The following is a 12498-nucleotide window of genomic DNA, read 5'->3' as shown; positions in this document are numbered from 1 at the left end:
ACCTTCAGAAGCGAATAAGGAAGCCGATCACCCAGACCAGTACGGTCAGACAGAGCGATATGACGATCGAGGCCTGGGCCATCCTGGTCGAGACTTCCTTGTCGAAGCCGTAACCGAGATCCCAGACGAAGTGACGGAAACCGCCGACCATATGGTGCAAGAGAGCCCAGGTATAGCCGAGCAACACGAGCTTGCCGACGATGCTGCCGAGGATCCAGTTGACCCAGTCATAGTAGGCTTGACCGGTCGCAGCCGCGATCAGCCACCAGGCGACCAGCAGCGTCCCGACGTAAAGAGCGCCACCGGTAATGCGGTGAACGATCGACATGACCATGGTGGGGATTGGTTTGTAAATTTGCAAATGCGGCGACAGGGGCCGGTTATTTGTCACATTCGCCATCAGAACCTCGCGGCGTCTTCTCTGCGCTCCCGACATCAGGGAGCATTCAAGGCGATCACACGAAGGACAAATTTGTTTGTGTGCGTCGCATCAATGGCGACGTTTAATCACGTAAGCCCCTAACGACAAGTATAATTGCAACCCCAATTTAATTTAATCGATTTGCGTCTCTGGGTGGCGCGAACTGCGCTTGACGGCCGGCCTGGCTCCCGACGCAAGCGGCATGTCGGGGTGTCTTCTGGACAATTAGCTGCTTTTGGCGCATTTTACGGTTAACGCTTTGTTAACAGTTCCATTTTGGAGATCCGCGCGATGCTGAAGCTTGCCTCCGTGCTCGTTTCCCTTGCCGCTGCCGCTTTGATCGCAATGCCGACCTCCGCCGGCGATTTCGGCCACAATTCGTTCTCTCGCCACGGTGGCAAGGTTTTCATTGGGCATCGTACTCCCATGATCCTCGGCCGGCCGTTTCGTGGCTTGAACCATGGGCGCCCACATTTCGCCGATGGATACGGCCGGTTCGGCTATGGCCACGGTCGCACGCCTTTGATCAAGCGCGCCTCGTTTCCTTATCGCGGCTACAATGGCTATGGCGGCGGTTACGGCGGTTATGGTGGACGCAATGTAATCGTCGTCGTTGCGCCACAGAGCGGCGGAAGCATAGGCGGTACCTATGCGGGATCGTCCTACGTCTACGACAGCGACGGCGGAACTTACGCGGTCGGCAGCAACTATGGCTTTCCGGTGCCAGTCCAAACCACCGGTCTGGCGCCAATGGCCAAGGTCATCAGCGTGACGGCAAAGAGCAGCGCTTGCTCCTACGAGGCAGGTGTTTGTGTGATCAGGCCGTAAACCGCCAAACAGTTGTTTTCTTCACCTCGCTGTCCTCAAGTGCCCGCGTAACCGGGACTTGATAGGCTGCGCAGAATTCCAGCCGCTCCCTGGGAAGGTAGGCGCGGCCCGGATCGCCGACGAAGACCGTGATGCCCTGGCGACTGAGCGTCTCGAACCACGGAACGATCGCCGCAGCAAAATCGCAGTCGTAAAAGACGTCGCCGGCGAGCAGAATATCTGCTTCGACGAGGATGCCGATCAGATCGGCATCGCTGAAATCGACCTCGACCTTGTTCAGTCCGGTGTTGAGCCGCACAGCGGTTTTGGTCCAGGGATCGATGTCGGCGGCAACGACTTTGGCCGCTCCGGCCATTTTTGCCGCGATCGCGACAAGGCCGGAGCCCGTGGCGAAATCGATAACGCGCTTGCCGGCAACAGTATCAGGATGGTCGAGAATGTACCGCGCCAGTCCCTGACCGCCCGCCCAGGCAAACGCCCAGAACGGCGGCGGCAGACCGATCTCCGCGAGTTCCTCTTCCGTCTTCAGCCACAAGTCATGTGCCTCAGCCGCCAGATGCAGCCGAATCTCCGGCACATGCGGCGGCGCCATCACGCCGGTATTGGCGCGGATGAAGATTTCGGGATCGGTCTTCAATGGTCGCTCAACGCGGCGGATTGTCGAGCCCGCCCAAGCGGCAGATCTCCAGATACTCCTCGTCCGTGACCGGCTGGACCGAAAGTCGCATGGAGGTGACGAGCGACATCTTGGCGAACTTCTCGTTGGCCTTGATGTCCTTCAGCGAGACCGGCTTGGGGATGTCGCAGACGGCGCGAATATCAACGCAGTCCCAGCGGTCATCGCCCTTGGCGGTCGAGTCAGGGTGAGACAGTGCGCAGACCTCGACGATACCGACGATCTCGAGGCCCTCGTTGGAGTGATAGAAGAAGCCCTTGTCCCCCAACTGCATCGCCCGCATGTTGTTGCGTGCGAGATAGTTCCGGACACCGGTCCATTCGGTGCCCTTCTCGCCGGCAGCCTTTTGCTGCTCCCACGACCAGGAAGCGGGTTCGGATTTGTAAAGCCAATGCGCCACGCTCATGCCTCCGGATTGTTGAAGACCCAGTTGAAGGGCTTGATATCGACGCTCTCAAAAAGACCGGCCTTGGTGTAGGGATCGCTGTCGGCCAGCGCCTTAGCTGCTTCGATCGTATCGGCATGAATGATCACGAGGCTGCCGCAGGGCTTGCCTTCGGCGTCCAGAAACGGGCCGGCCATCTTCAGCACACCCTCGGCATTGAGCTTGTTGAGGTGCTCCACGTGGGCGGGTCTCGCCTCCATGCGAACGTTGAGATGATCGGGTTTATCCTTGCAGAGGAGAGCAAAAAGCATATCGGAACTCCTATTCAGTCGTTATCGGACGCGTCATGAGCTGATCGATGGCCTCGGCAATGCCGAGCTTGCCTTCGATGATGGCGGACACGGCATCGGTAATTGGCATGCTGACACCAAGAGACTGTGCCAGGCGCGATGCCACGGCGGCGGCAAACGCACCCTCGACAAGTTCGCCATGGGAGGGGTCGACCGTCTCGCCGCGACCGAGCGCGATCCCGAAGCGCAGGTTGCGCGACTGATGGCTGGTCGCCGTCAAGACCAGATCACCAAGGCCGGAGAGGCCAGGCACAGTATCCGCCTGCCCGCCTTTGGCGACGACAAACCGCGACATCTCGGCAAGCCCGCGGGCAATTAGCGCCGCGCGCGCAGAGTCGCCGATCCCTGCGCCCTCCACGATCCCGCAGGCGATCGCCAGGACATTCTTCAGTGCGCCGCCAAGCTGGACGCCGATCCGATCAGACGAGGCATAGAGCCGGAACGTCCGCCCGGAAATGGCGTGGGCCAGCCTTTCGGCAACGTCTATATCCGCTGCAGCGATCGCCATCGCCGTTGGCAGTCCCTTGGCAATGTCGGCAGCAAAGCCGGGCCCCGACAGTACGGCCACGGGGTGACCCGGAATTTCGCGCTCCAGCATGTCGGTCAAGAGGTTGCCTGTCGCCCTCTCGATGCCCTTCGCGCAGGTCACCACGATGGCATTGCTTGCAAGATAGGGTCGGTACTGCCTCGCCGCATCCGCCTGTGCCTGCGACGGCATCGCGAAAAGCACGATCTCCGCATCAGAAATTGCATCCGGTTCGGCGGAAAAGCCGAGCGACTTCGGCAAGGCAATGCCCGGCAAGGCCGCGTCATGCCGGTGCTCGGCCTTCAGGTCGGCGATCAACTCAGGATCGCGGCCGACCAGCGTGACTGCATTGCGCTCCGTCAGGGCAATCACTGCGGCAAGCGCCGTTCCAAAGGCGCCAGCGCCGACGACAGCAATCTTTTCGCTCATGCTTTCGCTCCACGCTTGCCGAAGCCAAGCAATGTCTCGGCACTTGAATCCAGCGGCCAGCGCGAGCGCGGCTGCACATCGAGATCATCCGGCTCGACGCCCGTTGCCATGCGCTCCAGACCTGCCCAGGCAATCATCACAGCGTTATCCGTGCACAAATGCAGCGGCGGCGCGACGAAACGAAAGCCATGCTTGTCGCAAAGCGACTGCAAGGTACTGCGAACCTCCAGATTGGCCGCAACCCCACCGGCAACCACAAGAGCCGGTCGACCGTCGACGTTTGGGAATTCGGCCTTGAAGCGCTCGAGCCCACGGCCAATGCGATCCTTCAGCGTGCCCGAGATTGCCTTCTGGAACGAGGCGCAGATATCCGCGACATCCTGCTCCGTCAACGGCGCGATTTCGCTCGCCGCCTGACGCACAGCCGTCTTCAGGCCGGAGAACGAGAAATTGAGCTTTGGCTCTCCAACTAGCGGTCGCGGAAAGTTGAACCGATCGGGGTTACCGCTCTTGGCGGCGCGCTCGACCGCGGGTCCGCCGGGATACGGCAGACTCAGCAACTTCGCCGTCTTGTCGAAGGCCTCGCCAAGCGCGTCGTCGATCGTCGTACCCCAGCGTTCATATTGTCCGACGCCGCGCACGAGAATAAGCTGCGTATGGCCGCCGGACACGAGCAGCATCAGATAGGGAAATGCAAGCCCGTCCGTCAGCCGCGCCGTCAATGCATGCCCTTCGAGGTGATTGACCGCATAGAGCGGTTTCCCGGACGCCTTGGCGATCGCTTTGCCGGTCATGAGCCCGACGAGCAGACCACCGATCAGCCCAGGCCCCGAGGTTGCCGCGATGGCATCGATATCGGAGAGTGACACATTGGCGCGTTTCAAGGCCTCGTCGATCAGCGTATCGAGGGCCTCGACATGGGCGCGCGCGGCGATCTCGGGCACCACGCCGCCGTAAGCGCTATGCTCTTCGAGCTGGCTCAAGACAACGTCAGAGCGCACTGTCGGCTGCCCGTCGATAGCACGCTCGACCACTGCTGCGGCGGTTTCGTCGCAGCTTGTTTCGATGCCGAGGATGCGTAGAAAGGGCGCCATGAAACCTGATCGTTGATTGCGATGGGTCTTAAACCCGTTTACGAGGAACTCCGGTAACAACGGATCAATGCGGATGCAAACAAAACCTTTCCGGATCGGCACCCGAGGTAGCCCGCTGGCGCTCGCCCAGGCTCACGAAGCGCGTGACAGGCTGATGGCAGCGCATGGGCTTCCCGCAGAGATGTTCGAAATCGTCGTTCTCAGCACCAAGGGCGATCGCATCACCGACCGCTCGCTGGCCGAGATCGGCGGCAAGGGGCTTTTCACCGAAGAACTGGAACAGCAGCTTGCAAGCGGCGATCTCGACATTGCCGTGCATTCCGCCAAGGACATGCCGACACGACTTCCGGAGGGGCTCTGTCTTTCCGCCTACCTGCCACGCGAGGATGTCCGCGACGCGGTGATCGGGCGCACGGCGCCGAAGCTGATCGATCTGCCACATGGCGCAACCGTTGGCTCTTCGTCGCTCCGCCGCCAGGCGCTGATCCGCAGAATGCGGCCCGACATCAACGTCATTACCTTTCGCGGCCTTGTCGATACGCGACTGAGAAAGTTGCAGGAAGGCCAGGTCGACGCCACGCTACTTGCGCTCGCCGGCTTGAAGCGTCTCGGCAAGGTCGACGTGATAACCGATATTCTTTCGGCGGATACCTTTCCGCCCGCACCGGCACAGGGGGCGATCTGCATCGAAAGCCGCATTAGCGATGCCCGCGTCGACGACCTGCTTGTACCCATCAATGATGCCGCGACCTTCGACGCGGTTTCCTGTGAAAGGGCTTTTCTCGCCGCTTTGGATGGCTCCTGCCGCACGCCAATCGGCGGCTATGCCATTTGCGAAGGCGACCAGGTTCGCTTTTCCGGGCTGATCATCACGCCTGACGGTCGCAATCAGCACGCTGTCAGCGTCGACGGCCACAGGCGCGACGCGGCCGCCCTTGGCACCCGTGCCGGGCAGGAAATCCGCGCACGCGCCGGCAGCAGCTTCTTCGACGACTGGAGTTGACGCTTCGATGCGCGTGCTCGTGACCCGTCCTCAGCATTCGGGCGAGCGCACCGCCAAGCGTCTTCGCGAGTTGGGGCACGAGCCCATACTGCTGCCACTGTCGCGACCGGTTCACGACGCCAGTGCGGCGCTGCGCGGCTTAACCACGACCAAGGGCAGCATAGCGATCACCAGTGCCGAAGCGATCAGGGCGCTTACATCGCATGCAGCCGAACTTGCCATCCATCGTGCGCGCCCCGTCTTTGCGGTCGGCGATGCAACGGCCGAAGAAGCGCGGAAGATCGGCTTTACCTCCATCACCGCATCAGGCGGCAGCGGCACCGACCTTGCCGAGACAATCGCGAAACAGGCAGGCGGCGCTGTCGTCTATCTCGCCGGCTCGCCAAGAGCAGCGACCTTCGAGAAGCGTGCGCAGGAAATGGGTCTGCAGATCGTCGTTGTGGAATGTTACCGGATGGAGCCGATCGAGCCCTCACCTCAAACGTTGGAAACGATCCTCATCGATCAACGGCCCGACGCGGTGCTCCTTTATTCACGCCAAACGGCTGAAAATTTCTTCCATGTGGCCGCGGCACTGATGCAGGACGGCAGCACGGATGGAATGCGCTTTCTTTGCCTCAGCAAGTCCGTCGCGGAGGTGATCCCTGCGCCGCTGCAGAGTGCGGTCAGCATTGCGGAGATGCCGGAAGAGCGCAGCCTTTTGTCGCTCCTTTGAACGCAAGCGCGCCCAAATTTTATCAAACCTCTTTCCTTGAATAGCATCACTGACTAGTTTCGTTGCAATGCATCAGTAAGAGGATCTCATGGCACCAGGAAATCCGCCTCGCCACTCGAAGAACACCGAAGAGCCGGTCACCATCGATCTGGACGCGCAGGAATTTGCTTCTGCCAAGGATGCCGAAACGAAAGCCGATAAGCCGTCCGAAGCGCCCGATACGAACGCTGCGGACGAGCCTCCAGCACAGCCCGACCTGACCAGCGAGCCGTTGCCCGAAGAAACGCTGGTGGCCGCTGCCGAACCCTCACCAGAGCCGCACGAGCCAAGCAATCCCGTTCCGCCAGCACCGCCCGCCGCCCCACCGCACAGCGGTACGTCGGGCCTGATCGCAGCCGGGATCGTCGGCGGCCTGATTGCGCTTGTTGGCGCAGGCGCCATTCAGTATGCCGGCTACCTGCCAAGCTCATCGGCGCCTGCGACACCATCGGCTGACGTCGCCAACTTCTCCGCCGAGATCGACGGCCTTAAGCAATCAGTCGCCAATCTCGCCGCCGCTCCGCCCACCTCCGACACCGGTGCGCTGGAACAACGTATCGCGGCATTGGAGGCGACGACCAAGAACCCGCCCGCTGCGGCCGACACGACTGCGGTCGATGCTCTCAATCAGAAGATTGCAGATTTGACCGGCCAGGTCGATCAACTGCGTGGCGCCGTCACTCAAGCGTCGGAGCAGAAATCCTCCGACAGCGCGGATATTGAGCAACGCCTTGCCGAGGCGGAAAAGAAGCTCAATGAGCCACGGCAGGATGTCGCCGTCGCCCGGGCGATCGCCGCCGCCGCGCTGAAGGCAGCAATTGATCGCGGCGGTCCGTTCGTCGCCGAACTCGACACCTTTGCAGGGGTTTCCCCCGATGATCCGGCGACCGCGGATCTGCGCAAATTTGCGGAGACCGGCGTTCCCTCGCGTGCCGAGTTGGTCCGCCAGGTGCCGGATGTCGCAACAGCAATCGTTGATTCCGTCAATCAGACCGATGCCAACCAGAGTTGGTCCGACCGGTTGATGGCGGGCGCCAAGTCGCTTGTAAAGGTCCGGCCTGTCGGCAACGTCGATGGCGAAAGCGTCGAAGCGATCGCCGCACGCATGGAAGACAAAGTGAAAAACGGCGACCTGCAGGGCGCCGCATCGGAATGGGCCGCCTTGCCGGCTGAGGCCAAACAGGCCTCCGCCGCATTCCAGCAATCCCTGGAAGCCCGCATCCGCGTCGAGGATCTCGTGGGCAGCGCAGTGTCCAAGGCTGTTTCCAACGCTGGCAAGGAGGGCTGAGGCATGATCAGGCTCGTCGTATTCGCCCTCCTCGTTCTGGCGCTTGGCTATGGATTTTCGTGGCTGGCCGATCGCCCGGGCGATCTTTCGCTGATTTGGGAAGGCCAGCTCTACCAAACCCGGCTCATCGTCGCTGCGAGCGCCCTGATCGCGCTCATTGCGGTCGTGATGATCGTATGGTGGCTGCTGCGAACAATCTGGACGTCGCCCTATTCCGTCACCCGCTATTTTCGCGCCCGCAAGCGCGATCGCGGCTATCAGGCGCTGTCGACTGGCTTAATTGCAGCAGGCGCGGGCAACGCGCTGATGGCTCGCAAAATGGCCGCCCGCTCCCGCGGTTTGATCCGCGCCGATCAGGAGCCGCTGATCGCACTTCTCGAGGCGCAGGCCGCGTTGATCGAGGGCCGCCACGACGAAGCGCGTGCCAAGTTCGAGGAAATGACAAACGATCCCGAGACTCGCGAACTCGGGTTGCGTGGGCTGTATCTCGAAGCCAAGCGCCTCGGCGCCAACGAAGCGGCCCGGCAGTATGCCGAAAAGGCTGCCGACAACGCGCCCTATCTGCCATGGGCCGCCCAGGCAACGCTCGAGTATCGCAGCCAGGCCGGGCGCTGGGATGATGCGATGCGGTTGCTGGAGCAGCAAAAGGCAGGTCGCGTCATCGAAAAGGCCGAGGCTGACAGGCTTCGCGCCGTTCTGTTGACCGCTCGCGCCACCGAGAAACTCGAGAACGATCCGGCGGGCGCGCGCGACGACGCTACGCATGCCCTCAAGCTTTCGGCCGACTTCGAGCCTGCCGCAATTATCGCCGCGAAAGCCCTGTTCCGTGAAGACAAGCTGCGCAAGGCGGCCTCCATCCTCGAACAGGCATGGAAGTCGAACCCGCATCCGGACATCGGCGGCACCTATGTGCGTGCGCGCAGCGGCGATTCTGCTGCCGACCGCCTCAAGCGCGCCGAGCGCCTGGAAGCAATGCGGCCAAACAACGTCGAATCTCTGCTCCTGGTCGCTCAGGCCGCTCTCGACACTCAGGATTTTGCCAAGGCCCGCGCCAAGGCGGAGGCCGCCGCCCGCATCGAGCCACGCGAAGCCGTTTTCCTGCTGCTTGCCGACATCGAGGAGGCCGAAACCGGCGATCAAGGTCGTATTCGCCACTGGCTTGCCCAAGCCCTGAAGGCTCCGCGCGATCCGGCATGGGTGGCGGACGGTTTCGTTTCCGACAAATGGTTGCCGCTCTCGCCAGTCAGCGGTCGATTGGACGCTTTTGTCTGGAAAGCGCCGTTCGACCACGTGGACAAGGCAGTTGACGAAAGCACAACGATCTCGATCGACAGCGCTCTGAAAACGCTCCCCCCCGTGCGCGAAGCCCGTTCTGAAAACCTGGCAAGCGATCATCGCATCATCGAACTCGAGCGGGCTGCAACGATCGCCGAGGCGGCGCGACCGTCTCCGAAGCAGCCGGGAACAAGCAAACAGCCGACTGACGCAGCACCTTCACCCGAACCGCGCCCCTTCTTTGGCGGCCTGCCGGACGATCCCGGCGTTCGCAATCCAGCAGCGGAACCAGAACCCAAGACACGGCTCCGCCTTTTCTAATTAAACAGGACCTAAATGTTCGAACGCTTCCAGGAATTCTTTCAGAATCTGACTTCCGACAACACAAAGAAGGGCTTTGCGCCCGACGATCCGCGCATCGCTGTGGCCGCGCTCTGCATGCAGGTCATGGAGGCCGATGGGCAGGTCAAGGACAGCGAAACGAAGCGACTTCGCAAGCTGCTGAAGGATCAGTACGGGCTCGATCGCAAGCAACTCGACGCGCTGATCGCCGCCGGCCAGGAGGCGGAAAGCGATGCCGTCGACTACTACCGCTTCACCTCGGATCTCAAGCGTCACCTTAACACCGAACAGCGGCTCGAGCTGATCGGGGTTCTCTGGGACATCGTCTATGCCGATGGAGAGCGTAGCGAGATGGAGGATGATGCGATCTGGCGCATTGCCGAGCTTCTCGGTGTCTCCGCCCGCGAGCGTATCCAGAAGCGGCAGGAGGCAGCGCGACGGGTCACGGATGCCGAGGTGGTGCAGGACGATGCCGACTGACCGTTTACCGGAGGACGACAAACGTCCCGTCTTGATCGTCCTCCATCAGGAGCGTTCGAGCCCCGGACGGGTCGGTCAGCTACTGGTCGAGAAGGGATACCGGCTCGATATCCGACGCCCGGTTCTCGGCGATAGGCTTCCCTCGACGCTTGCGGAACATGCGGGTGCCGTCGTCTTCGGTGGTCCGATGAGCGCCAACGATACAGATGACTTCGTCAAGACGGAAATCAATTGGCTCGATGTGCCGCTCAGAGAAAAGCGTCCACTGCTCGGCATCTGCCTTGGCGCGCAGATGCTTGTCCGGCAACTCGGCGGCAAGGTCCAGGCAAATGCCGACGGCTCCACCGAAATCGGCTGGTATCCTTTGCGCCCGACCGAGAAAGGCCGCCTGCTGATGCACTGGCCGAGGATGGTCTATCACTTTCACCGCGAAGGCTTTGACCTGCCACACGGAGCGGAATTGCTGGCTGAAGGCGACACCTATCCCAATCAGGCCTTTCGTTATGATGGCCATGCCTGGGGGCTCCAGTTCCATGCCGAGCTGACACGCGCGATGATGCACCGCTGGGTGGTCCACGGCGCTCATCGCTTCATACTTCCGAATGCGCAACAGGGCCGTGAACACCTGGAAGGACGCATGCTCTTCGACGCGCCGCTAAAGGCATGGCTGAGTGAGTTCCTCGATATTGTTTTCGAGGCCAAGAAATCCGTCGCAACGTCCAAGGCCGTCCTTTCCGCTTAGCGGCGTGCGCCCTGCACCGCGGCGTGCTAGGATCGCCAACGACCACTTTGGCGATACCCGCCAGTAAGAATGTTCCGATCCAAGATCAGATCTTCGGATTTCCGTACCCGAGCAATGACGAGCAAAGCTATCTCCGGAGGAATTCCATGGCCAATTACGAGCAGAGACTTGCCGCGTTGGGATTGGTTCTACCGCAGCCATTGAAACTGCCTTCCAATATGGTCCTGCCATTTCCGTGGGTGAACGTGCGCGGTAATCGCGCATTCGTCTCGGGTCACGGCCCACAGAATACCGATGGTACGCCTGCAGGCCCGTTCGGAGCGGTTGGTGAGAACATCTCCATTGAGGAGGCCAAGGCATCCGCTCGGAAAGTAGCGCTTTCCATGTTGGGCAGTCTGAAGCGGGAACTAGGCAGCCTTGATCGCATTACTGGCTGGTGCCGCGTTTTCGGTATGGTGAATTGCGCGCCGCGCTTTGCCAATTCGCCGGCCGTCATCAACGGTTTCACCGAGCTGATCATCGAAGTGTTCGGACCGGAAGTCGGTAGCCACTCCCGATCAGCGATTGGCGTTGCCGGCCTACCGCTGAACTTTCCCGTCGAAATCGAAGCAGAGGTCATTATCTCGACCTGAAGACCGTCACGCCTGTCCAAGCCGCTCGGGCGCATCAAGGCTGTCGATCTTGCGCAGCTTAGGAAAGCTCGTTGCCCAAATTGCCGCTACGGCAAGTGTCCCAATGCCGCCAATGACAACCGCAGGGACGGCGCCAAAAATGGACGCCATGGTGCCGGCGCGAAACTCTCCGAGTTCATTGGAGGCGCCGACAAAGACCATGTTGACGGCATTGACTCGGCCGCGCAATTCGTCCGGCGTCCAGAGGGCGATCAGGCTTTCCCGCACATAGACGGAAATCATGTCGGCCGCCCCCATGATGGCCAGCGCTGCGATCGATAGTTCCGTGCTGGTCGAGAATCCGAACGCGATGGTGCCAATACCGAACAGGGCAACGCCGATGAACATGGCAACGCCCGCACGATGCCTGAGTGGATAGGCAGCGAGAAAAATCGCCATTGCAATGGCGCCGACCCCGGGTGCCGATCGCAGGAGACCAAGCCCCCATGGGCCGAGGGTCAGGATATCCCGCGCAAAGATCGGCATCAGTGCCGTCGCGCCACCGAGCAGCACCGCAAAGAGGTCCAGCGATATGGCGCCGAGTACGACCTTCTCGGCACGGATGAAGCGGAAGCCACCGAGGATCATATCCCAGCTCTTGGCTTCGCCGGTCGTTTTCTGCGGCGGTTTGGGGATCATGTAGAGCAGTGCTGCGCCCAGTGCGGCGAAGACAACAGCAACCGTGTAGGCCGTGTGAGGACTGATGCCATACAAGAGACCGCCGAGAACCGGTCCTGTAATCGCCGCTAGTTGCCATGAGGACGAATTCCAGGCGATGGCATTCGACAAGTCTTGTGCTGGCACAAGGTTTGGTGCGAGCGACTGAACGGCCGGCGACATGAAGGCGCGTTCGATGCCAAACACCAGCAGCACAGCAAATACCGGTAGTGGCGAGAACGTGCCCGTAATCGTCATCAACAACAGTGCGAGCGTGCACAGCGCGCTTACGAGCGAGCAAAGGGCAGCGATCGCACGCCGGTTATGCCGGTCGGCGACCGACCCCGTGACAAGGATCAGTACCAAGGACGGCAGAAATTGCACCAGGCCAATCAGGCCGAGATAGATGGCGCTGCCGGTCTGATCGTACATCTGCCAGCCAACTGCCACGCTGACGATCTGTTGCGAAAAGGACAGGAGAAATCGTGCGAAGAAGAACCGAGTATATGAAGGATGCCGGAACGCGGCAAAACGGTCTCCGGTTGGCGAAAAGGACATGAGGGCTTTCCAGGACAAC

The 12498-nt window shown here is 61.2% G+C and carries 15 protein-coding genes; 8 read left to right on the top strand and 7 right to left on the bottom strand.

Annotation, left to right across the window (positions count from 1 at the left end; translation table 11 throughout):
• Positions 1–4: 4 nt before the first annotated feature.
• Complete coding sequence (gene sdhC, locus FHT76_RS14415; RefSeq protein ID WP_183755181.1) at positions 5–400, bottom strand: succinate dehydrogenase, cytochrome b556 subunit; 396 nt, start codon at positions 398–400, stop codon at positions 5–7.
• A gap of 312 nt (positions 401–712) precedes the next feature.
• Between sdhC and FHT76_RS14410 the strand changes: the two genes are divergently transcribed.
• Positions 713–1249, top strand: coding sequence for a hypothetical protein (locus tag FHT76_RS14410; protein ID WP_259126872.1), 537 nt, complete (start codon positions 713–715; stop codon positions 1247–1249).
• Here FHT76_RS14410 and FHT76_RS14405 read toward each other — a convergent pair.
• The 5 genes from FHT76_RS14405 to tsaD are packed head-to-tail and all read right to left on the bottom strand — an operon-like array spanning position 1239 to position 4709.
• Positions 1239–1886 carry a methyltransferase gene (locus FHT76_RS14405; RefSeq protein ID WP_259126873.1) on the bottom strand — a complete coding sequence of 216 codons (648 nt, stop codon included), beginning with the start codon at positions 1884–1886 and terminating at the stop codon, positions 1239–1241. The two genes, FHT76_RS14410 and FHT76_RS14405, sit on opposite strands and share 11 nt — an antisense overlap.
• A 7-nt stretch (positions 1887–1893) precedes the next feature.
• Complete coding sequence (locus tag FHT76_RS14400; RefSeq protein WP_007794193.1) at positions 1894–2325, bottom strand: EVE domain-containing protein; 432 nt, start codon at positions 2323–2325, stop codon at positions 1894–1896.
• A gap of 2 nt (positions 2326–2327) precedes the next feature.
• Positions 2328–2621: a YciI-like protein gene (locus FHT76_RS14395; RefSeq protein ID WP_114714021.1), complete on the bottom strand. Its 294-nt coding sequence runs from the start codon at positions 2619–2621 to the stop codon at positions 2328–2330.
• Between the two features lie 10 nt (positions 2622–2631).
• The gene (locus tag FHT76_RS14390; protein WP_259126875.1) at positions 2632–3615 is read right to left on the bottom strand and encodes an NAD(P)H-dependent glycerol-3-phosphate dehydrogenase; all 984 of its coding nucleotides are present in this window, start codon (positions 3613–3615) and stop codon (positions 2632–2634) included.
• Positions 3612–4709, bottom strand: a complete 1098-nt coding sequence (tsaD, locus tag FHT76_RS14385; protein WP_259126876.1) for a tRNA (adenosine(37)-N6)-threonylcarbamoyltransferase complex transferase subunit TsaD — start codon at positions 4707–4709, stop codon at positions 3612–3614. Before tsaD ends, FHT76_RS14390 begins: the two co-directional genes overlap by 4 nt.
• A 73-nt stretch (positions 4710–4782) precedes the next feature.
• On the opposite strand from tsaD, the gene hemC reads away from it, so the two are divergent.
• The 7 genes from hemC (at position 4783) to FHT76_RS14350 (ending at position 11225) form a co-directional block, all read left to right on the top strand.
• A complete protein-coding gene (gene hemC / locus FHT76_RS14380; RefSeq protein ID WP_183863713.1) occupies positions 4783–5712 on the top strand; it encodes a hydroxymethylbilane synthase in 930 nt (309 codons plus the stop codon).
• A gap of 7 nt (positions 5713–5719) precedes the next feature.
• Positions 5720–6427 carry a uroporphyrinogen-III synthase gene (locus FHT76_RS14375; RefSeq protein WP_183863714.1) on the top strand — a complete coding sequence of 236 codons (708 nt, stop codon included), beginning with the start codon at positions 5720–5722 and terminating at the stop codon, positions 6425–6427.
• 88 nt (positions 6428–6515) lie between these two features.
• The gene (locus FHT76_RS14370) at positions 6516–7754 is read left to right on the top strand and encodes a COG4223 family protein (protein WP_183863715.1); all 1239 of its coding nucleotides are present in this window, start codon (positions 6516–6518) and stop codon (positions 7752–7754) included.
• 3 nt (positions 7755–7757) lie between these two features.
• Positions 7758–9350, top strand: coding sequence for a heme biosynthesis protein HemY (locus tag FHT76_RS14365; protein ID WP_183863716.1), 1593 nt, complete (start codon positions 7758–7760; stop codon positions 9348–9350).
• A gap of 15 nt (positions 9351–9365) precedes the next feature.
• Positions 9366–9851, top strand: a complete 486-nt coding sequence (locus tag FHT76_RS14360) for a TerB family tellurite resistance protein (protein WP_183755171.1) — start codon at positions 9366–9368, stop codon at positions 9849–9851.
• Positions 9841–10593, top strand: coding sequence for a glutamine amidotransferase (locus tag FHT76_RS14355; protein WP_183863717.1), 753 nt, complete (start codon positions 9841–9843; stop codon positions 10591–10593). Before FHT76_RS14360 ends, FHT76_RS14355 begins: the two co-directional genes overlap by 11 nt.
• Before the next feature lie 146 nt (positions 10594–10739).
• Positions 10740–11225 (top strand): RidA family protein, encoded by a 486-nt coding sequence (locus tag FHT76_RS14350; RefSeq protein WP_016556604.1) that lies wholly within the window; start codon positions 10740–10742, stop codon positions 11223–11225.
• Positions 11226–11231: 6 nt separating this feature from the next.
• Here FHT76_RS14350 and FHT76_RS14345 read toward each other — a convergent pair whose 3' ends face one another.
• Complete coding sequence (locus tag FHT76_RS14345; protein WP_183863718.1) at positions 11232–12479, bottom strand: MFS transporter; 1248 nt, start codon at positions 12477–12479, stop codon at positions 11232–11234.
• Between the last annotated feature and the right edge of the window lie 19 nt (positions 12480–12498).

The sequence above is a fragment of the Rhizobium sp. BK176 genome (genome assembly GCF_024808055.1).
Note: the sequence above shows the minus strand (reverse complement) of the source record. Positions and strands in the feature narration are given on the sequence as shown.

Bases quoted from the DNA above. Each gene is read 5' to 3' on its own strand.
- sdhC (WP_183755181.1), bottom strand. From the start codon at position 400: ATGGCGAATGTGACAAATAACCGGCCCCTGTCGCCGCATTTGCAAATT.
- FHT76_RS14410 (WP_259126872.1), top strand. From the start codon at position 713: ATGCTGAAGCTTGCCTCCGTGCTCGTTTCCCTTGCCGCTGCCGCTTTG.
- FHT76_RS14395 (WP_114714021.1), bottom strand. From the start codon at position 2,621: ATGCTTTTTGCTCTCCTCTGCAAGGATAAACCCGATCATCTCAACGTT.
- FHT76_RS14390 (WP_259126875.1), bottom strand. From the start codon at position 3,615: ATGAGCGAAAAGATTGCTGTCGTCGGCGCTGGCGCCTTTGGAACGGCG.
- tsaD (WP_259126876.1), bottom strand. From the start codon at position 4,709: ATGGCGCCCTTTCTACGCATCCTCGGCATCGAAACAAGCTGCGACGAA.
- hemC (WP_183863713.1), top strand. From the start codon at position 4,783: ATGCAAACAAAACCTTTCCGGATCGGCACCCGAGGTAGCCCGCTGGCG.
- FHT76_RS14375 (WP_183863714.1), top strand. From the start codon at position 5,720: ATGCGCGTGCTCGTGACCCGTCCTCAGCATTCGGGCGAGCGCACCGCC.
- FHT76_RS14370 (WP_183863715.1), top strand. From the start codon at position 6,516: ATGGCACCAGGAAATCCGCCTCGCCACTCGAAGAACACCGAAGAGCCG.
- FHT76_RS14365 (WP_183863716.1), top strand. From the start codon at position 7,758: ATGATCAGGCTCGTCGTATTCGCCCTCCTCGTTCTGGCGCTTGGCTAT.
- FHT76_RS14360 (WP_183755171.1), top strand. From the start codon at position 9,366: ATGTTCGAACGCTTCCAGGAATTCTTTCAGAATCTGACTTCCGACAAC.
- FHT76_RS14355 (WP_183863717.1), top strand. From the start codon at position 9,841: ATGCCGACTGACCGTTTACCGGAGGACGACAAACGTCCCGTCTTGATC.
- FHT76_RS14350 (WP_016556604.1), top strand. From the start codon at position 10,740: ATGGCCAATTACGAGCAGAGACTTGCCGCGTTGGGATTGGTTCTACCG.
- FHT76_RS14345 (WP_183863718.1), bottom strand. From the start codon at position 12,479: ATGTCCTTTTCGCCAACCGGAGACCGTTTTGCCGCGTTCCGGCATCCT.